General features: G+C 73.2%; 20 protein-coding genes and 1 pseudogene. 16 read left to right on the top strand and 5 right to left on the bottom strand.

Features of this window, described 5'->3' with window-relative positions; all coding sequences use genetic code 11:
- Window positions 1-12 precede the first annotated feature (12 nt).
- The 12 genes and pseudogenes from AB0B58_RS17620 to AB0B58_RS17565 all read left to right on the top strand — a co-directional run bounded on the left by AB0B58_RS17620 (window position 13) and on the right by AB0B58_RS17565 (window position 9,468).
- A complete protein-coding gene (locus AB0B58_RS17620; protein ID WP_184993462.1) occupies window positions 13-444 on the top strand; it encodes a phage tail protein in 432 nt (143 codons plus the stop codon).
- Entirely contained in the window at window positions 441-797 is a 357-nt protein-coding gene (locus AB0B58_RS17615; protein WP_184993464.1) for a hypothetical protein, read from the top strand. The genes AB0B58_RS17620 and AB0B58_RS17615 overlap by 4 nt, the downstream gene beginning before the upstream one ends.
- 17 nt (window positions 798-814) lie before the next feature.
- A pseudogene (locus tag AB0B58_RS17610) lies at window positions 815-964 on the top strand (DUF6760 family protein); the annotation flags it as partial.
- Complete coding sequence (locus tag AB0B58_RS17605; RefSeq protein ID WP_360224478.1) at window positions 957-1,412, top strand: phage tail protein; 456 nt, start codon at window positions 957-959, stop codon at window positions 1,410-1,412. The pseudogene AB0B58_RS17610 and the gene AB0B58_RS17605, both read left to right, overlap by 8 nt.
- 781 nt (window positions 1,413-2,193) lie before the next feature.
- Complete coding sequence (locus AB0B58_RS17600; protein ID WP_360224476.1) at window positions 2,194-3,246, top strand: DUF4157 domain-containing protein; 1,053 nt, start codon at window positions 2,194-2,196, stop codon at window positions 3,244-3,246.
- Window positions 3,246-3,914: a LysM peptidoglycan-binding domain-containing protein gene (locus AB0B58_RS17595; RefSeq protein ID WP_184993470.1), complete on the top strand. Its 669-nt coding sequence runs from the start codon at window positions 3,246-3,248 to the stop codon at window positions 3,912-3,914. The genes AB0B58_RS17600 and AB0B58_RS17595 overlap by 1 nt, the downstream gene beginning before the upstream one ends.
- A complete protein-coding gene (locus tag AB0B58_RS17590; RefSeq protein WP_360224473.1) occupies window positions 3,907-5,550 on the top strand; it encodes a VgrG-related protein in 1,644 nt (547 codons plus the stop codon). The genes AB0B58_RS17595 and AB0B58_RS17590 overlap by 8 nt, the downstream gene beginning before the upstream one ends.
- 9 nt (window positions 5,551-5,559) lie before the next feature.
- Complete coding sequence (locus AB0B58_RS17585; protein WP_360224471.1) at window positions 5,560-5,958, top strand: PAAR domain-containing protein; 399 nt, start codon at window positions 5,560-5,562, stop codon at window positions 5,956-5,958.
- 3 nt (window positions 5,959-5,961) lie between these two features.
- Window positions 5,962-6,369, top strand: a complete 408-nt coding sequence (locus AB0B58_RS17580) for a GPW/gp25 family protein (RefSeq protein ID WP_360224469.1) — start codon at window positions 5,962-5,964, stop codon at window positions 6,367-6,369.
- A complete protein-coding gene (locus AB0B58_RS17575; protein WP_360224467.1) occupies window positions 6,366-8,324 on the top strand; it encodes a putative baseplate assembly protein in 1,959 nt (652 codons plus the stop codon). The genes AB0B58_RS17580 and AB0B58_RS17575 overlap by 4 nt, the downstream gene beginning before the upstream one ends.
- 150 nt (window positions 8,325-8,474) lie before the next feature.
- Complete coding sequence (locus tag AB0B58_RS17570) at window positions 8,475-9,023, top strand: phage tail protein (protein ID WP_360224465.1); 549 nt, start codon at window positions 8,475-8,477, stop codon at window positions 9,021-9,023.
- Window positions 9,016-9,468, top strand: a complete 453-nt coding sequence (locus tag AB0B58_RS17565; protein ID WP_360224463.1) for a hypothetical protein — start codon at window positions 9,016-9,018, stop codon at window positions 9,466-9,468. Before AB0B58_RS17570 ends, AB0B58_RS17565 begins: the two co-directional genes overlap by 8 nt.
- Before the next feature lie 28 nt (window positions 9,469-9,496).
- Here AB0B58_RS17565 and AB0B58_RS17560 read toward each other — a convergent pair whose 3' ends face one another.
- A complete protein-coding gene (locus AB0B58_RS17560; RefSeq protein WP_360224461.1) occupies window positions 9,497-10,057 on the bottom strand; it encodes a GNAT family protein in 561 nt (186 codons plus the stop codon).
- A gap of 181 nt (window positions 10,058-10,238) precedes the next feature.
- Between AB0B58_RS17560 and AB0B58_RS17555 the strand changes: the two genes are divergently transcribed.
- On the top strand, window positions 10,239-12,422 hold the full coding sequence (locus AB0B58_RS17555; RefSeq protein WP_360224790.1) for a glycoside hydrolase family 9 protein: 2,184 nt from the start codon (window positions 10,239-10,241) through the stop codon (window positions 12,420-12,422).
- Between the two features lie 21 nt (window positions 12,423-12,443).
- On the top strand, window positions 12,444-13,007 hold the full coding sequence (locus AB0B58_RS17550) for a hypothetical protein (protein ID WP_360224459.1): 564 nt from the start codon (window positions 12,444-12,446) through the stop codon (window positions 13,005-13,007).
- A 217-nt stretch (window positions 13,008-13,224) separates the two neighbouring features.
- Here the strand turns inward: AB0B58_RS17550 and AB0B58_RS17545 are convergent, their stop codons facing one another.
- Window positions 13,225-13,605: a helix-turn-helix transcriptional regulator gene (locus tag AB0B58_RS17545; protein WP_360224457.1), complete on the bottom strand. Its 381-nt coding sequence runs from the start codon at window positions 13,603-13,605 to the stop codon at window positions 13,225-13,227.
- Between the two features lie 312 nt (window positions 13,606-13,917).
- On the opposite strand from AB0B58_RS17545, the gene AB0B58_RS17540 reads away from it, so the two are divergent.
- Both AB0B58_RS17540 and AB0B58_RS17535 read left to right on the top strand, forming a co-directional pair.
- Entirely contained in the window at window positions 13,918-14,247 is a 330-nt protein-coding gene (locus AB0B58_RS17540; RefSeq protein WP_360224455.1) for a YciI family protein, read from the top strand.
- Window positions 14,244-15,476, top strand: a complete 1,233-nt coding sequence (locus AB0B58_RS17535) for a DUF6596 domain-containing protein (RefSeq protein WP_360224453.1) — start codon at window positions 14,244-14,246, stop codon at window positions 15,474-15,476. The genes AB0B58_RS17540 and AB0B58_RS17535 overlap by 4 nt, the downstream gene beginning before the upstream one ends.
- Here AB0B58_RS17535 and AB0B58_RS17530 read toward each other — a convergent pair.
- The 3 genes from AB0B58_RS17530 to AB0B58_RS17520 all read right to left on the bottom strand — a co-directional run bounded on the left by AB0B58_RS17530 (window position 15,443) and on the right by AB0B58_RS17520 (window position 18,165).
- On the bottom strand, window positions 15,443-15,844 hold the full coding sequence (locus AB0B58_RS17530) for a hypothetical protein (RefSeq protein ID WP_360224451.1): 402 nt from the start codon (window positions 15,842-15,844) through the stop codon (window positions 15,443-15,445). The genes AB0B58_RS17535 and AB0B58_RS17530 overlap by 34 nt on opposite strands.
- A 156-nt stretch (window positions 15,845-16,000) precedes the next feature.
- Window positions 16,001-17,401 (bottom strand): hypothetical protein, encoded by a 1,401-nt coding sequence (locus AB0B58_RS17525; RefSeq protein WP_360224449.1) that lies wholly within the window; start codon window positions 17,399-17,401, stop codon window positions 16,001-16,003.
- Window positions 17,402-17,637: 236 nt separating this feature from the next.
- Window positions 17,638-18,165 (bottom strand): O-acetyl-ADP-ribose deacetylase, encoded by a 528-nt coding sequence (locus AB0B58_RS17520; protein ID WP_360224447.1) that lies wholly within the window; start codon window positions 18,163-18,165, stop codon window positions 17,638-17,640.
- Between the last annotated feature and the right edge of the window lie 11 nt (window positions 18,166-18,176).

Below are 18,176 nucleotides of genomic sequence, written 5' to 3'. Positions count from 1 at the left end.
GGGAGAGATCTGATGCCGGATTTGATGGCAACGTTCAACTTCGTCCTGGAGATCGGCGGAGTGGAGATGGCCAGCTTCCGCAAGTGCTCGGGCGTCGAATCCGAGACCGAGATCATCGAGTACAAGGAGGCGACGAAGGACGGCAAGATCCGAATCGCCAAGATGCCCGGCGCGATGAAGTGGAGCGACATCACCCTCGAACGGCGCATCGACGAGTCGAAGGCGCTCTGGGAGTGGCGCAAGCAGGTCGAGGACGGCGACATCGACACCGCCCGCCGCGACGGCTCCATCGTCATCAAGGACTCGATGAAGGCCGAGGTCGCCCGCTGGAACTTCGAGCGCGGCTGGGTCTCCAAGTGGACCGGCGCCGAGCTCGACGCCGGCAGCAACGAGGTGGCGACCGAGAAGGTGGTCATCACCCACGAGGGGCTGCACCGGGCATGAGCTTGCAGACAGAGTTTCCGTTCACGCTGCCCAAGGGGTATGTGGACGAGCACGGCACCCTGCACCGGACCGGGATCATGCGGCTGGCCTGCGCCCGCGACGAGATCGAGCCGCTGCGCGACGGCCGGGTCAAGGAGAACGAGTCGTATGCGACGGTCATCGTGCTCTCCCGGGTGGTCACCGAGCTCGGCACCGTGTCGCGGGTGACGACCAAGACGATCGAGTCGTTGTTCGTCAGCGACTTCGGCTACCTGCAGGACCTGTACCGGATCGTGAACTTCCAGGACCCGAGCATCCTCGAGGCCCTGGAGCCCGGCGCCCCTTTCCCCCGGACGTCAGTGGAGGTGGGCTAGGGCACTACGCCCACGACGAGCTGTGGCAGGAGATCGCCTTCCTGGCGTACCACCTGCACTGGGACCTCGACCGGCTGCTCGACCTCGAGCACGGCGACCGGATCCGGCTGCTGCGCGAGGTCGGCGGCCTGAACGAACGCGCATGGACAGGAGTGCAGGGTGGCTGAGGCGCACACCAAGGACCCGCCCTTCGTCGGCAACTTCGTCCTCGAGATCGACGGCGCGACGATCGGCGCGTTCACCGAGGTGTCCGGGCTGGCGGTCCAGCTCGAGGTCGAGGAGCTCGCGGAGGGCGGGCAGAACGCGTACACGCACAAGCTGCTCGGCCGGATGAAGTGGCCGAACCTGGTGTTCAAGCGCGGGCTGACCGACACGAACGCGCTGTTCGAATGGCTGCTCGAATGCTCGGGCGAGGGGCTGTCGGGCAAGAACAACGTGGTGAAGCCGCGCGACGGGAAGATCACCGTGATGGCGCCGGACCGCACACCGGTCCGCACCTGGACGATCGCCGAGGCGAAGCCGGTGAAGTGGACGGGACCGAAGCTGGCGGCCTCGTCGCGGGACCTGGCCGTCGAGGAGCTGGAGGTGTGCCACTGTGGCTTCCGCGCCTCGTAACAGGCTGTTCCGGGTGCTGCGCCTGCTGGTCCGCCGGCCGGCGCCGGGTCCGCGCGCCTCAGCCGGCATCACCGCGGACCTGCGAGTGCGTGCACCCTGGAACCTGGTCCATTGGTGGCAGCGTCGCCGAGGCCGCGTCGCGTCGCCGTCCAACCCGGTCGACGCCGACGCGCCGGTCCTGACCCGGCCGCTGTCGGTCCGCCGCCGGCCGCTGACCGCACGCCGCCGCGGCCCGGAGGTCGCACCCGGCCACGACCTGATCATGCGCCCACCTCCGATGCTCCCGGGCTCGGTCCACGCCCTTGCGCCGAGCCCGGGGTTTTCCGAGACCTCCCGGACGGGCATTTCAGGATCCTTTTCCCGGACGGGCGCACTGAAGTCCACACTGCACCGCGCGGCCGGACTGCCCGGACCGGGCCGTTACGCGGCCGCCGGGCTGGACAGCGTGGATCCGGTCGCGCTCACCGGAAGACCCACCCTCGCGCGGAGCCATGCGGCCAACGGCCCGACGCTGCGCCCGGGACACCAGCTGACCCCTCGACTGGTGCAGTTGACGCCTCCGCCGGTGCCGGGTGCCGCCCCAGTACAGGAAGTTGGACTCGCCGGTGGTGCGCCGCCGACCGAGCTGCCCTCCGCTGCTCCGGCGGTGCACCGGAGTCCGGCGCGGCGCTCGGCGACGCCCACGCGCGTGAAACCCGGTCGCGGCTTTGCGCCGACGGACCGGATGTCGGCGAGCCCGGCCGGTGGCGGTCTGGCGAAGCGGCCGGGCGACGAAGGCCTGGTGAGGCGGCCAGGTGGCGGCGGCCTGGCCAGGCGGCCGGGGGAGGGGCCGACCGTGCACAATCCGGTGCCGGCCGAGGACATGCGGGTGCTCGGGGGTGGTGGGCTGCCGCCCGGCAACGTGCCGGACCCGACCGGTGCCGTGCAGCTCAGCCCGGCGGTCGCGCGACGGCCCGGACCACGCACCCGGCCCGCGCCGCGCGGCATGGACTTCGCCGCCCCCGTACGGGAAAAGGTCCCGTTGTCTCCGGTCCTGATGTCTCCCCGGGCTCGCTGGGAGGCCGCAGTCGCCGCCCGGCCGCTGGAGGCCCCTCGTCCGTTGCCGAATGCGCTGCACGCGATGGCGGCGGCGATCAGCGGGCGGACCCGGGCGCCGCTCTTCACGACTGGTCCTGCCACCCGGAATGCGTTGGCTGCTGCCGGTGCGCTCGGCGCGACCACCGGCACCGTCGTCCACCTGCCGGCCGTGCCGACCACCGCCCCGGCCGCCGCTGCCGTCCTGGCGCACGAGCTCACGCACACGCGCAACCCGGTGCGCCGCCCCCGCTTCCTGCTCGGTGGCATGTCCGGCCTCCTGGACGACGACGAGCGCTCGGCGCTGGCCGCCGGCGCGGACCGGCTCAAGGCCGTGCCGGACGCGGCGGCCGGGATCGTGGACCGGCTGCCCGTGGGCGGCGGCATCGGCGCCGTCGGCGACGTGGCGACGCGGGCCGCCCGGGCGGCCGTCCTCGAGGCCACCGCGTCTCCGATCGCCGCGGCCACCGGATGGGCGCAGAACGCCCGCTCGACGGCGACCGAGGCGATGTCCACGGCGACCGGCATGGTCGACGGCGCGACCGACGCGGCGACCGGTGCCGTCGACGCGGCGACGGGTGCTGTTGATGCGGCGACCGGCGCGGTCGGCACGGCCGTGAACGCCGTCGGCACCGCCGCCTCCGGTCTGGCGGGTAAGGCGGCGGCCGCGCTCGACCCGGACAAGGTAGTCGAGATCGTGGAAGCCCGTCTGCTGCGGGAGATCGAGCGGCGCGGCGGCCGATGGGCGGGTGTCTTCTGATGGGCAATCCCGAGAAGGCCGTCCTGCGCACCGAGCTCAAGACCGAGATCCCGTTCCTGTTCAACCCGGCCGAGCTCACCATCACCAAGTCGAACAGCTGGCAGGCCTCGGAGAACAAGGGCGGCAACGCGCCGCAGCTGCGCTTCCAGGGCGGCCAGTCCGGCACCCTCGCGCTGAGCCTCACCCTCGACACGACAAGCGACGGCTCCGACGTCACCGTGCACACCAACAAGCTGCTCGACCTGCTGAAGGTCGACATGAGCCTGCCCGGCGCCGACCGGGCGCGCAACAAGGGCCGGCCGCCGTGGGTGGAGTTCCACTGGGGCAACCTGCACTCGTTCCGGGCGATCGTCGAGCGGCTGCAGATCAAGTTCACCTACTTCGCCAGCAGCGGCATGCCGCTGCGGGCCAAGGCGGACCTGTCGCTCAAGCAGTACGAGGACGAGGCCGTCCGGCCCCTGCAGAACCCGACCTCGCACACGCCGACGCTGCACAGCGTGCACCGCCTCGGCTTCGGCGAGACCCTGGACCGGGTCGCCGCCCGGCACTACGCGGATTCGACCCGGTGGCGGCTGATCGCCGACGCCAACAACGTGGTCGATCCGCTCGCGCTCGCCCCCGGGACGCTGCTGGTGATCCCCGAGCTGCCGGTGCGCCGCCGTGGCTGAGGCGACCCGCCGCCTCGACGGGGTGGTGCTGACCGTCGACGGTCGCCCGCTGCCGCCCGAGCTGTACCCGCGGCTCGTGCTGGTCCGCGTCGAGGAGTCGGTGCACCTGCCGGACTTCTTCACCGTGCACTTCGACGACCCGCACTTCGAGCTCTTCGACAGGGCCACCTTCACCCTCGGCACCCGGATGGAGATCGCCTTCCGGGCCGAGGGCGACCCCGTCGTGGTCACCGCCGGTGAGGTGACCGCGATCGTCGTCGAGCCGGGGGCCTCCGGGCGCCACGAGCTGGTGCTGACCGGGTTCGACCTGACCCACCGGATGGCCCGGGAGCCGAAGTCGCGCAGCTTCCAGCGGGTCACCGACGCCGACATCGCGGCCCGGATCGCCGGCGAGTACGGCCTCGACGCGGACATCGACGGCACCGGCGCCACCCACGACTACGTGCTGCAGGCCGGGGAGACGGACTACGCGTTCCTGCGCCGCCGGGCCGCCCGGATCGGCTTCGACGTGTGGGTCAGCGACCGCACGTTCTTCTTCAAGCGCGGCCCGCGGTCGGACGCGACCCCGCCGACCCTGAAGTACGGCGGCAACCTGAACGGCTTCACCGTCAGGTTCTCCGCGGCCGAACGCTGTGACGAGGTGCAGATCCGCGGCTGGGACCAGCTCGGCAAGCAGGCCATCGAGGGCCGCGCCGACGAGACCGACCCGGGCACCGACGCGCCGGCCGCCCGGGAGATGGCCGACGCGGCCCGGCGGGCGTTCGGCCGGGTGCGGCGCAACGCCGGCCAGTTCCCCGTCACCGACCAGTCGGAGGCGGACGCCCTGGCCTCGTCGCTGCTGCTGCGCGCGTCCGGCGAGGAGGTCGTGCTGCGCGGGCAGTGCGCCGGGGATCCGCTGATCGGCGCGGGCGCCCGGGTCCGGATCGAGGGGGTCGGCTCGCGGCTCACCGGCGGCTACCGGGTCACCGGCGTCGAGCACACGTACGGCGCCGGCAAGCCCTACCTCACGCGGTTCGTGTGCGGCGGCAAGGAACCCGGCGGGCTCGCGGACCTCACCGGCCCGGGCGGCGCGGGCGGCGACCGGCGCGGCTGGACCGGCCTGGTCGTCGGCATCGTCACCAACAACGACGACCCGGAGGGCCTGGGCCGGGTTCGGGTGCAGTTCCCGACCCTGTCCGCCGACGACGAGAGCGCCTGGGCCCGGCTGGCCACGCCCGGCGGCGGCGCGCAGCGCGGCCTGCAGTGGCTGCCCGAGGTGGACGACGAGGTCCTCGTGGGTTTCGAGCTCGACGACCACTCCCGGCCGGTCGTGCTCGGCGGCCTGTGGAACCGCAAGGACGGCCCGCCGGCGGGTACGGCCCGGGCGAAGGAGCGGTTCCTGGTGAGCCGGGGCGACTCGCGGCTGGTCTTCACCGACGAGCCGTCGCTGTCCGTCGGGCTCACCCTGGGCGGCAGCCCGTGCGCCCTGACGCTCGAGCAGGCCGAGTCGTCGCTGGCCGGCGACCAGAAGCTGGTCCTGTCCGCCACCCAGATCGAGATCAAGGCGACCCAGAAGCTCACGCTCAGCGGCGCCCAGGTCGAGATCGCCGCGTCCGGCCCGCTGACCGCGTCCGGCAAGCCGATCAGGCTGAACTGAGGAGGTACCGTGCCCCAGCCCGCCGCTCGCCAGAACGACCCGGTCACCGGGACCGATGTGCACATTCTGCTGGTGCCGTCGCCGGGCGGCCCGGTGCCGACGCCGACGCCGCTGCCGTTCACCGGGCAGCTGCTGACCGGGCTCTGTTCGGACGTGCTCGTCAACGGCCTGCCCGCGGCGGTGCAGGGCAGCGTCGCGCAGAACCTGCCGCCGCACCTCTGCCCGCCGCCGGCCACCTTCAGCCGCCCGCCGACCAATCAGGGCCGGGTCATGACCGGCTCGCCCACCGTGCTGGCCGGCGGCAGGCCGCTGGCCCGGATGGGCGACCCGGTCATGACCTGCAACGACCCCGCGGACCTGCCGGCGTGCACGATTACCGCCGGCTCGCCCGACGTGCTGGTGGGCTGAGCCGTGCGGCGCGACGACTTCATCGGCACCGGCTGGGCGTTCCCCGCCGCGATCTCGCGGACCGGGTCGGTGCGGCTGGTCAGCGGCGTCGACGAGATCGACGGCGCGATCCGGATGATCCTGTCGACGGTGCCGGGTGAGCGGGTGATGCGCCCCGAGTTCGGCTGCGCGATGTGGGAGCTGCTCTTCGCGCCGCTGACCGCCGGGACGCTCGGCCTGGTCGAACAGGCCGTCCGGGAGGCCCTCGAACGCTGGGAGCCGCGGATCGACCCGCAGTCGATCGTCGCCACCGCCCAGCCCGGCACCGCCACCGTCCAGATCGCGATCGCGTACCGGATCCGCGCCACCAACGACGTCCGGAACCTGGTCTTCCCGTTCTACACCATCCCCACCGAGGAGCCGGCCCCGTGAGTCTTCCCGCGCCCGATCTCGACGATCGTCGGTTCCAGGACATCGTGGACGAGGCGAAGCGGCGGATACACCGGCTCTGTCCGGAGTGGACCGATCACAACGTCTCCGACCCCGGCGTCGCGCTCGTCGAGCTCTTCGCCTGGATGACCGAGATGACCCTGTACCGGCTCAACCAGGTACCCGACCGGCTGTACATCAAGTTCCTCGAGCTGGTCGGCGTCGAGCTCTTCTCGGCCGTGCCGTCCCGCGCCGACCTGCTCTTCACCCTCACCGCCCCGCGCGCGGAGGTCGTCCGGATCCCCGCCGGCACCCAGGTCAGCACCGAACGCCGCGAGGACGAGGAGCCCGTCGTCTTCCTCACCGACTCCGAGCTGCGGGTCGTGCCGCCGGAGCTGATCGCCTGCGTCACGCACACCGGCGACCGGTACGCCGACCACTGGGAGGACCTGCGCCGCGAGGCCTCCTCGGTGCGGCTCTTCCCGAGCCTGAGCGCCGGCGAGGCCGTCTACTTCGGGCTGGCCGAGCCGGCGCCCGGCAACCTGCTGCGCCTGGACGTCACCACCGGGCCCGAGGGCGCCGGCGTCGACCCCCGCCGGCCGCCGCGCTGCTGGGAGGCCTGGGACGGGCACCAGTGGGCGGACGTGCGGATCCTCGGCGACACCAGCGCCGGCTTCAACAGCCCCGGCCAGGTCACCCTGCTGCTCCCGGCCCGGCACGAGGCCCTCGCCATCGGGTCGCGCCGGGCGCACTGGCTGCGCTGCCGGCTGGTGCAGGCCGCCGAGGGGCAGCCCGGGTACACCAACCCGCCCGAACTGGAGTCGCTGTCCGCGGTGGCGCTCGGCGGGGCCGTGCCCGCGCACCACGCCGAGCCGGCCCCCGCCGAACTGCTCGGCACCAGCGACGGTCGCCCCGGACAGGTCTTCGCCGTACGCCGGGCGCCCGTGCTGCCGCGCCGCCACGACGAGACCGTGCGGGTGGTGCTGCCCCGGCACGAGCGCACCGGCGAACCCGAGGAGCAGGAGTGGACCGAGGTCGCCGACCTCGCCGACGCCGAGGCGGACGACCGGGTGTTCACCTGGTCCGGCGCGACCGGCGAGATCCGCTTCGGCCCGCGCGTGCTCGACCGCGAGGGCCGGTCCTGGCAGCACGGCGCGATCCCGCCGATCGACGCGCAGATCTCGGTGACCGGCTACCGTTTCGGCGGCGGCCGGCGCGGAAACGTCGCCGCCGAGCGGCTCACCGTGCTGCACACGTCGATCCCGTTCGTGGCCGGGGTGACCAACCTCGACCCGAGCGCCGGCGGAGTCGACGCGGAGAGCGTGGAGAACGCCAAGGTGCGCGGCCCGCTGCTGCTGCGCGGCGGGCGCCGGGCGGTGACCGCCGAGGACGTGGAGCGGCTCACCCTCGACGCCGCGCCGAGCGTCGCCCGGGCACGCTGCCTGCCGCCGGACGCGCCCGGCGAACCGGCCCGGCTGCTGGTCGTGCCGCGGGTCGACATCGCGCCCGAGGAGCTCACCCTGGACGACCTGGCCCTCACGGACGAGCTCGAGGAGCAGATCAAGGCCTATCTGGAGCCGCGCCGGCTGCTCACCATGCGGCTGCGCATCGAGGCGCCGAGGTACCAGGGCGTCAAGGTCGTCGCGGAGGTGCGCGCCGGTCCGGGCGTCCGCACGGAGACGGTACGCGAACGCGCCGAGCGTGCCCTCTACGAGTACCTGAACCCGCTGACGGGCGGCCCGAGCGGGCAGGGCTGGCCCTTCGACACCGACCTGCGGCTCGGCGACGTGTACGGGGTGCTGCACGGCTCGTTCGGCGTGCAGGGTGTCGAGGCGGTGCACTTCTTCTCGGCCGATCTGCGCCGGCAACGAACCCTCGACCAGGTCGAACAGCGGCTCCGGCTGCTGCCCGCCGCGCTGTTCATGTCGTACGAGCACCGGGTGGTGGTGCAGCAATGAGCGAGCTTGCGAGCGAATCATCAACTCAGTACCAGACTCATGTCGTCGCCGGAGCGCCAGCGGAGGTGACGGCATGAGCGAGCTTGCGAGCGAATCATCAGCTCAGTGTCTGACTCATGTCGTCGCCGGAGCGTCAGCGGAGGTGGCGGCATGACCTGGTTGGTGGATCAACTGCCTCGGACGATGGCCACGGATCCGGTGCTGCGTGGCCTCGTGACCGCGTTCGAGGAGGTGGCCGACACGGTCCGCGAGCGCATCGACGGCATCGAGCACCAGATGGACACCGGCCTGGCCAGCCCCGAGATGCTGCAGTACCTGGGCTCCTGGCTGGGCGTGGAGCTCGAGCCGACCGACCCGCCCGAGTACCGGCGCTCGATGGTCCGCGAGGTCGGCCGGCTGCTCGGCTGGCGCGGCACCCGGTACGGCGTCGAGGCCCTGCTGGAGGCGGCGACCGGCGCCCGGGTAACCGTGACCGACACGGGCGGCGTGTACGGCCGCGCCGACGAGATACCGCCGGTGGACGCCGTGGTGGTCGTGCAGATGGACCACACCGGCCACCTCACGGAGCGCCAGGTGCTGGGCTTCCTGCAGAGCGAGCTGCCGCTCGGTGCCCGCGTACGCCTGGATGTGCGGTTCCAGCCGCGGCCGGCCCGCGGCCGGGCCCGCCCGGTCTCCGGGGAGGGCGGCGGCGATGGCTGACCGGCAACTGCCGTGCCCGGACTGCGGCTCCCCGGTGCGCCCGGACGTGGAACAGCTGTGCCCCCGCTGCGGCTACCCGCTGATGTTCCTGCGCCAGCAGCCGGCGGAGCACGACGCCCGTGCGGTGCCGCGCTCGCCGAACGAGCGCGACGACGGCACCGGCACGATGATGCCGGCGCCGGTGGCACGGACCCAGCGGACGGCACCCGCGCCGATACCGGGGCAGTACCCGTGCCCGCAGTGCGGTTACGGCAACGAGCCGGTCCGGATCCGCTGCGAACGCTGCGGCTACGAGCTGCGGGCGGCCCGCCCGCAGGCCGTGGTCCTCGGGCCGCCTCCGGCCCGGCCGCCGCACGCGCGCGGCGGCTGGGGCTGGGTCATCGCGGTGCTGGCGCTCGCGGCGATCGCGGTGCTGGCCCTGGTGGCGGTGCTGCTGTTCGCCTGAACTAGGGGGTGTCTCCGCGAGACACCCTCTAGCGCCGGGCCCGCCACTCGTCGGCCAGGATCGCGAAGATCAGCTCGTCGTGCCAGGCGCCGTCGAAGCGGACGCACTGCCGTAGGTGGCCCTCCTGGCGCAGGCCGAGCCGGCGCAGCGCCCGGGCGGAGGCCTCGTTGCCGGCGTTGGTGCCGGCGGTGACCCGGTGCAGTCCCATCCGGTCGAAGGCGAGGTCCAGCAGCGCGGTCGCGGCCTCCGCCGCGTATCCGCGGCCCTGCGCGTCCGGGTGCAGGATGACGCCGATCTCGCCGTGCCGGTGCTCGGCGCTGACCAGGCTCAGGTCGACCTCGCCGACCAGGCGGCCGGTGGCACGCTCCTCGGCGGCCAGGACCAGGCAGTCGCCGTCCACGGCCAGTCTGGTCATGGTCAGGCGCTGCCGGACCACATCGCGTACGCCGTCCAGGGTGGCCGGCGGCCAGTAGAGGTGGCGCAGCACCTCGGGCCGGCTCCGGAGGTCGAAGAGCGCGTCGGCGTCGGCGGTCCGGAACGGCCGCAGCAGCAGGCGGGGCGTGTTCAGGGGCTCCTCGAGGTCCAGCACCCGCACATGGTGGCGCGGATGAGCCCGAGGGGCACCCGGATTTCCGGTTCTCACCTGACGTATCGAAAGTGTTGACACCCCGTGACGCGAGCACCACCATATCTTCACCAGTCAATGGAAGCGCTCCCAAGGAGGAGACCCTCCCGTGATCCGTACCCTCGGTGCCGCCGTTCTGCTGACCGTGACGCTCACCGCCGTCGGGCCCGCGACCGCGGCCGCCGCCGACGAGGTCGAGCAGGTCGTCAACGGTGGCTTCACCGCCGGCACCGACCCGTGGTGGTCCACCGCGGGCATGCCGATCACCCTGCGCGACGGCCGCGCCTGCGTGGACGTTCCCGGCGGCACCACCAACCGGTGGGACGCCGCGGTCGGCCAGAACGACATAGACCTCGTCGCCGGCGAGACCTACCGCTACTCGTTCACCGCGACCGGCGACCCGGACGGGCACATCGCCCGCGCGATCGTCGGGCTCTCGGTCGCCCCGTACGACACATACTTCGAGGCCTCGCCGGCGCTGACCGTCGCGGGCGACACCTACTCGTACACCTTCACCTCGGCGGTGACCACCGCGCAGGCGCAGGTCGCACTCCAGGTCGGCGGCAGCGCCACCGCGTGGGGCCTCTGCCTCGACGACGTCTCCCTGGTCGGCGGCGTGCCGCCGGAGGTCTACGTGCCCGACACCGGGCCGCGGGTCCGGGTCAACCAGGTCGCCTACCTGCCGCGCGGCCCGAAGAAGGCGACGCTGGTCACCGAGGCCACGACCCGGCTGCGCTGGCAGCTCAGGAACGCCGCCGGGAAGACGGTCGCGCGCGGAGACACCGTGCCGCGCGGCGTCGACGCCTCCTCCGGCCAGAACGTGCAGTCGATCGACTTCGGCGGCTACCGCGGGCGCGGCACCGGCTACACGCTTGTCGCCGACGGCGAGACGAGCCGGCCGTTCGACATCGACGCCGCCGCCTACGAACGGTTGCGGCTCGACGCGCTGAAGTTCTACTACCCGCAGCGCAGCGGCATCGAGATCCGCGAGGACCTGCGGCCCGGCTACGCCCGCCCGGCCGGCCACGTCGGCGTCGCGCCGAACCTCGGCGACGACGCGGTGCCGTGCCAGAGCGGCGTCTGCGACTACACCCTGAACGTCACCGGCGGCTGGTACGACGCCGGCGACCACGGCAAGTACGTCGTCAACGGCGGCATCTCCACGTGGGAACTGCTCAACCAGTTCGAGCGCACCGCGGAGCCGGGCAGGCTCCGCGACGGCACCCTCGCCATCCCGGAGAGCGGCAACCGGGTGCCGGACATCCTCGACGAGGCCCGCTGGGAGCTGGAGTTCATGCTGAGCATGCGGGTGCCGGCCGGCAAGCCGCACGCCGGCATGGTGCACCACAAGATCCACGACGCCAACTGGACCGGGCTGCCGCTGCTGCCGCACCTCGACCCGCAGCCGCGCGAACTCCACCCGGTCTCGACCGCGGCGACCCTGAACCTGGCCGCCACCGCAGCGCAGGCCGCCCGCATCTACAGGCGCTACGACCCCGCGTTCGCGAAGCGGGCCCTCGCGGCGGCCCGGACCGCGTACGCGGCGGCGCTGGCCGAACCCGCGCGCCTCGCGCCGGCGTCCGACGGCGTCGGCGGCGGCCCGTACAACGACAGCAAGGTCGACGACGACTTCTACTGGGCGGCGGCCGAGCTCTACCTGACGACGGGGGAGAAGAGGTACGCCGACGACGTGCTGGCGTCGCCCGTGCACACCGCCGACATCTTCGGCCCCGGCGCCTTCGACTGGGCGAGCACGGCCGCGGCCGGCCGCCTCGACCTCGCCCTGCTGCCCAACCGGCTGCCCGGGCGGGCGGCGATCCGCGCCTCGATCGTCCGCGGCGCGGAGAAGTACCTGGAGATCCAGGCCGGGCACCCGTACGGCGTCCCGTACGCCCCGCCGAACAACATGTGGGACTGGGGCTCGAACAGCCTAATCCTCAACAACCTGGTCGTGGTCGCGGGCGCGTACGACCTGACCGGCCGCGACCGGTACCTCGACGCCGTGCTGGAGGGCATGGACTACCTGCTCGGCCGCAACGCGCTCAACCAGTCGTACGTGACCGGGTACGGGGAGGTCAGCTCACGCAATCAGCACAGCCGCTGGTACGCACACCAGCTCGAGCCGGCCCTGCCGAACCCGCCCCGGGGCTCGCTGGCCGGCGGCGCGAACTCGTCGATCCAGGACCCGTACGCGCAGAGCAAGCTGACCGGCTGCGTCGGCCAGTTCTGCTACATCGACGACATCCAGTCGTGGTCGACAAACGAGCTGACCATCAACTGGAACTCGGCGCTGGCCTGGGTGGCATCGTTCGTCGCGGACCAGACGTAGGCCACGCCTTAGACTCCTTTCATGATCGACGTCGGGAGGCCCGTGTGGCTTCTCGACGTCGACGGGGTCCTGAACACGGTCCGGCCCGGCTGGGGCGGTCCGCCGAGAAAGGCGCTGGTCTGGTCGGGCGCGGACAACACGTCGTACCTGATGCGCTGGGCGCCGGCCCTGATCGATCGCATCCGCGCGCTGCACGCCGCGGAGAAGGTCGAGCTCCGCTGGTGCACCACCTGGTGCCCGGATGCGGACCGCCTGGAGCGGCTCTGGCGCCTGCCGGAACTGGCCCGCGGCCTGCACGCCGACCCGATGCCCCGCGGTTCGGACTGCTGGCCGCTGAAACAGCAGGCGGCCCGGTCGGTCCTGGCCGAGGAGGGCCGCCGCCTGATCTGGACCGACGACGATGCCCTGCCGCCGCCGGGGCCGCAGCGCGAGGAGCTGACCGCGCGGGGCCGGGCCCTGCTGCTCGCGCCCCGGTCGGCGCGCGGGCTGCAGCCGGCCGACCTGGACCTGATCGAGAAGTTCGCCGAGGGCCGGCGCCTGCCGACCCACCGGGTGGCCGGCCGGCACCGGCACACCGTCGACTGAACGGATCGTCACCGCGCGGATTCGCACTGTTCGGTCGCCCACGGGCGGCGTGCCCACCAGCCGGGCCGCGATCGGCACCCGCGTTGTGTGGTCAGGCCGCGTTGTGTGGTCGGCCCGCGTTGTGTGGTCAGTCTGCGCTGTGCTGTCAGGCCGCGTTGTGCGGTCAGCCTGCGTTGTGTGGTCGGCCCGCGTTGTGCGGTCAGCCTGCGCTGTGCGGTCAGGCCGCGCTGCCCAGTGAGCCCGGGCGCCGGACGTCGGCCGTCCGGGCGGCGGCGCGGGCGTCCTGCGGTGCCACGCCGGGCCCGGTGTGCGCGTGCACCCGGTCGAACGTGGTGAGCCACCGGATCTGCTCCCGCGGCGGCACCCCGCACCCTCTGAGGAAAGCCACGAGGGTGTCGCGCCGTGAGGCGCCGGTGCCGGCGATGAGGTTGTAGACCGTGGCGCGGGAGATCGGTGTCCCGGCCTCCCGGCTACGCCGGGCGACGCTTTCGACGGATCTCCGGCGCGCGTGTATCAGCGCTTGTAGACGCCGCCCGAACTCAGCCGGTGTGACAGCACCGGTGGGATCCGCGGGGACCGCCGTGGTTTCGGCGCTCATCGCCCTCGCCTCTTCTTCGCGTTAGGGGAATGCAGCTCCAGCCACCGTCGATCTTTCAAGTGCGGCAGGCCGCGAACAAGTGCGCACCTGCGTACTAGTTTCGGGCTACCGGGACCCTGTCGAAGAGCTCGGCCGGTGAGGGCCGCGCCGTTCACCGGGCGGGATGCCGTCGCCGCCGGATCGCGCGCCCTCGGCGTACCGGAATTGCTTGAAGGAAATCCGCAGGCGGTGTCGGATCGGGGGAGAGGCGTTCGTTGCAGGGGTGAGCGGCCGCCCGCCGGGGGCGGCCCGAACCACAGGAGATGATCCGAGATGCAGTACCTGGTTTCCGTGATCGACGACGGCGCCGGCCTGGCCACCCCGACCGAGGAGGCCGCCATCGACGCGTTCAACGACCGGCTCCGGGCCGAGGGGCACTGGGTCTTCGCCGGCGGACTCGGGTCGCCGGACCCGGCCACCGTCGTCGACAACAGGGGTGGTGAGGCGGTGTTCACCGACGGACCCTTCCTGGAGTCGAAGGAGTACCTCGCCGGCTTCTGGATCATCGAGGCCGCCGATCTCGACGTGGCGCTCCGGCTCGCCGCCGACGGGTCGAAGGCCTGCAACCGGAAGATCGAGGTGCGGCCGTTCCTGGGCGGGTGAGCCCGATCGACGCCGGCGAGGCGGTCACCCGCGCCCTCCGCGAGGAGTGGGCGCGGGTGGTCGCCGCGCTGACCCGGCGTTTCGGCGACCTCGACATCGCCGAGGAGGCGGCGGCCGAGGCGTTCGCGACCGCCGTCGAGCGGTGGCCGGCCGACGGCGTCCCGCCCAACCCCGGTGCCTGGCTGACGACCACCGCCACCCGCAAGGCCATCGACCGGATCCGGCGCGAGAACAAGCGCCTCGACAAGCATAAGGAGGCCCGGTTGCTGTACGACGACCACCCGCCCGAGCCTCCCGGCGCCATCGACGACGAGCGGCTCCGGCTGATCTTCACCTGCTGCCACCCGGCGCTCGCGATGGAGGCCCGCATGGCGCTGACGCTGCGCATGGTCGGCGGCCTGACCATGCCCGAGATCGCCCGTGCCTTCCTGGTGCAGGAGTCCACCATGGGGCAGCGGATCACCCGGGCGAAGGCCAAGATCAAGACAGCCCGCATCCCGTACCGGGTGCCGTCCGCGGAGGATCTGCCGGCGCGCGTCTCCGGCGTGCTCGCCGTGCTCTTCCTCGTCTTCAACGAGGGCTACCTGGCGACCGGCCCCGGCACCGATCCGGTACGGCACGACCTGACCGCCGAGGCGATCCGGCTGACCCGCCTGATCCGTGCCCTCGTGCCGCAGGACGGTGAGGTGGCCGGGCTGCTGGCGCTGATGCTGCTCACCGAGGCCCGCCGCACCGCCAGGGTCTCCGCGACCGGCGAGCTGGTACCCCTCGGCGAGCAGGACCGCGGTGCCTGGGACGCGGCACTGGTCGCCGAGGGGCACCGGCTGGTGCGCGAGCGCCTGGCCACCGGGGTGGCGCCGGGCCGCTACCAGATCCTCGCGGCGATCAGCGCCGTGCACACCTCCGCCCGCGACGTGCGCGACACCGACTGGTCGCAGGTCGTCGCCCTCTACGACCAGCTCGTCCGCCTCGACCCCTCGCCGATCGTCGCCCTCAACCGGGCCATCGCGGTCGCCGAACTGGACGGCCCCGAGGTGGCACTGGCGGCCGTCGACCGCCTCGGGGACAGGCTGGCGGGCTACCACGCCTACCACGCGACCCGCGCCGACCTGCTGCGCCGGCTGGGCCGCAGCCAGGGGTCGCGCGCGGCGTACGACAGGGCCATCGAGCTGGCGGGCAACACCGCCGAGACCGCCTACCTGACCCGCCGCCGCGACCAGCTGGGGTAAGGCCGCAGCACCCCGGTCACGAAGCCGACCAGGTCCGCGCACCGCGACCCCGGCCTCCGCGAGAACCTGCCAGCGACCAGGTGCCGTTCGAAGCGCGACGCCGCCTGCATCCGCCACTCGTGCTCCGCGGGGCCCGCGGCCGCCCGTTCCAGATCGCGGCGCAGGCCGGCATGGATGGCGCTTACGATCCCGGCCGGTGGTCGCCGGCCGGTCATGGCGACGAAGTCGCTCACCCCCGGCCGGTAGTCACCCAGCGCGACGGATCCCTGGTGGTAAAGCCCCTCAACGAGTCCGGGCGCGAGCCGGTCGGCCAGCTCCAGGTAAGCCGCGCAGAACCGGGGAGACCCGTCATCCGACGTCGCGATCACCTCGCCACCCTGGGGCGTGTCCTGCCGGCCCGCGCCGGGCCCACCCTCCGCCTCGCGGCGCGGGCCGGGAGACCTGGACCTCGGCTCGGCAACGACAAGATCGGCCGTCTCCCCATAGGACGAGGGCCACCCGGAAGATGCCCGCGTGCGGTGGTTCTACGGCGCGAAAGTGATCGCGGTCAGCGCGACGGGCTCGGTCGCGGCGCCGTCGGACGAACGGGGCCGGACCAGGAGGAGGTCGATGCCGCCGTGCTTCGCGCCGTCGGGTGCCTTCAGGTCCCGCTTCACCTCGCGGGTGAGGTCGCGGTACACGACCTCCATCTCGAGGGCGTTCCTGGTCGCGGGCGTCAGCACGACCGAGCCCGCGGGCGCGTCCGGCAGGAAGTCGATCATCAGCGGGACGGTGTGGCATTTCGCCGGGTCGTCGGCCGAGGACGAGGTCAGGAACCTCTTGCCGTCGGGGTCGGTGACCACGGCCGCGCTCCGGGCGTCCTCGCAGCCGGGCACGGCCAGCGTGCCGGGGTCGGCCCCGGCCAGGAAGCCCTGGCTGCGGAAGGCGTCGCTGGCCAGCACGCCGTCGCCGGGTGCGGTCAGGTCGACCTCCCGCGCGCCGACGGTCGCGGGTGGTGCCGCGGACGGCGGCGCCGACGCGGCGGCCGACGGTGGTGGCGCGGCGGGTGCCGACGCGGCGGGCGGGGGAGCGGCCGCGGAGGACGCGGCCGGGGGAGGCGGCACGGCGGCGGTCGGCTGCGCGGCGGGCGGCTGATTCTGCTGTACGGCCGCGGGATCCGGATCCTCGTCGTCGCCCGCGCGGGCCAGCAGCGCGGGCACGGCGATCGCGGCCGCGAGCACGACGACGGCCGCGCCGATCCCGGCGACCTTGGCGAACTTCGAGGCGAACCGCGGCCGTTGCACGAACGTGGCGCTCGCGGTGGCGGGCACCGCGCCGGGCGTCTGCGGCGACGCGGCGATGGTAAGTTGCCGCTGCTTCTCCCTGTTCCACGGCAGCGGCGCTTGCACGCTGAGCAGCGCCTGCGCGGACGTCCCGGGAGGCAGGTCGACCATCTGCGGCTGGAACTCCGTCCGCACCCGGCGCTCCGGGTCTGTGGCGCCGAGGTGCAGGCGCACGGGTGCGTTGCCGCCGTTGGAGATCTCGACCGTGTACCGCCCGGCGCGCCCCCCGGTGACGACCTCGGGCGCGGCCCGCACGGTGACCTGGTCGACCGCGGCGAGATCCACCGGCACCTCGACGCAGCGGGACACGTCGTGCCGGTACTTCGAGCGGACCAGCGCGCCGAGCACGTAGGTCCCCGCCGGTGCGGGCGGCTGCACCGGCAGGGTGACGCGCACGGTCATGGTGGCGGACTCGGCCGGGCGCAGCTTGGCCACGTCCGGCTCGGCGCGCACGGTGGCGCCGTCCGGCAGGCCGAGCAGTTCGACCCCGTAGTGCTCGACGATGTCGCTGGCGTTGCGCACCGTGACGTCGAAGGCCAGGTTGTCGCCGGGTGCCGCGTCCGCCCGCTCGGGGACGACGGTCACCCGCAGGGGCAGGGTCATGGCGCCTCCCGATCGGGTTTGGAGCATGGTCATGTTCGCACCCTCCGGAGTCCCCGGACAACCACCCGCGCGTCCGATCGGCGACAGTGGACACCCCGGCGCCGCCTTTGGCCGAGGAGGCGGAATTCCGCCGGGCGAGGTGGGCTCACAGCTAACGGTTCTGCCGCCGCCGACCTTCCGGGTGATCAGCCCGCGCGCGGCGGTCGGGTCACGCAGACGAAGCGGGATACGGCCGTTCAGTGGTCGGCTGCCGGCATGGCCTGCCGGACGCGCTCCGCGAGGAGGCGGGTCTGCTCGTCGAAGAGCACGAGCCGGGCCACCTCCACGGCGGTCCCCTCGCCCTGCAGTGCCGTCAGCGCCTGGAGGATGGCGTCGTCCTTCGGCCAGCGGTACACGCCGGAGGAGATCAGCGGGAAGGCGACCGACCGCGCGCCGAGGCCGGCGGCGATCGCCAGCGAGTTGGCGTAGCAGCTGCGCAGCAGCGGGGAGCGGTCCTCGTCCGCGCTGAACACCGGCCCGACGGTGTGCACCACCCAGCGGGCGGGCAGCCGCCCGCCGGTGGTCGCCACCGCCTGCCCGACCCGCAGGCCGCGCCCGTACCGGCTGGCCCGCAGCGCCCGGCACTCCTCCAGGATCGCCGGGCCGCCCTTGCGGTGGATCGCCCCGTCAACGCCGCCGCCGCCCAGCAGCGACGAGTTCGCCGCGTTGACGACGACGTCGACGTCTTCGGCGGTGATGTCGCCCGTTGCCAGCTCGATCCGCACGTTTACCTCCG

Source organism: Actinoplanes sp. NPDC049118, assembly GCF_040648555.1.
Lineage (GTDB): Bacteria > Actinomycetota > Actinomycetes > Mycobacteriales > Micromonosporaceae > Actinoplanes.
This window is presented reverse-complemented; position numbering and strand designations above follow the sequence as displayed.

Coding starts and splice junctions, on each gene's coding strand:
- AB0B58_RS17620 (WP_184993462.1), top strand. CDS start 13: ATGCCGGATTTGATGGCAACGTTCAACTTCGTCCTGGAGATCGGCGGA.
- AB0B58_RS17615 (WP_184993464.1), top strand. CDS start 441: ATGAGCTTGCAGACAGAGTTTCCGTTCACGCTGCCCAAGGGGTATGTG.
- AB0B58_RS17595 (WP_184993470.1), top strand. CDS start 3,246: ATGGGCAATCCCGAGAAGGCCGTCCTGCGCACCGAGCTCAAGACCGAG.
- AB0B58_RS17570 (WP_360224465.1), top strand. CDS start 8,475: ATGACCTGGTTGGTGGATCAACTGCCTCGGACGATGGCCACGGATCCG.
- AB0B58_RS17565 (WP_360224463.1), top strand. CDS start 9,016: ATGGCTGACCGGCAACTGCCGTGCCCGGACTGCGGCTCCCCGGTGCGC.
- AB0B58_RS17550 (WP_360224459.1), top strand. CDS start 12,444: ATGATCGACGTCGGGAGGCCCGTGTGGCTTCTCGACGTCGACGGGGTC.
- AB0B58_RS17545 (WP_360224457.1), bottom strand. CDS start 13,605: ATGAGCGCCGAAACCACGGCGGTCCCCGCGGATCCCACCGGTGCTGTC.
- AB0B58_RS17540 (WP_360224455.1), top strand. CDS start 13,918: ATGCAGTACCTGGTTTCCGTGATCGACGACGGCGCCGGCCTGGCCACC.
- AB0B58_RS17525 (WP_360224449.1), bottom strand. CDS start 17,401: ATGACCCTGCCCCTGCGGGTGACCGTCGTCCCCGAGCGGGCGGACGCG.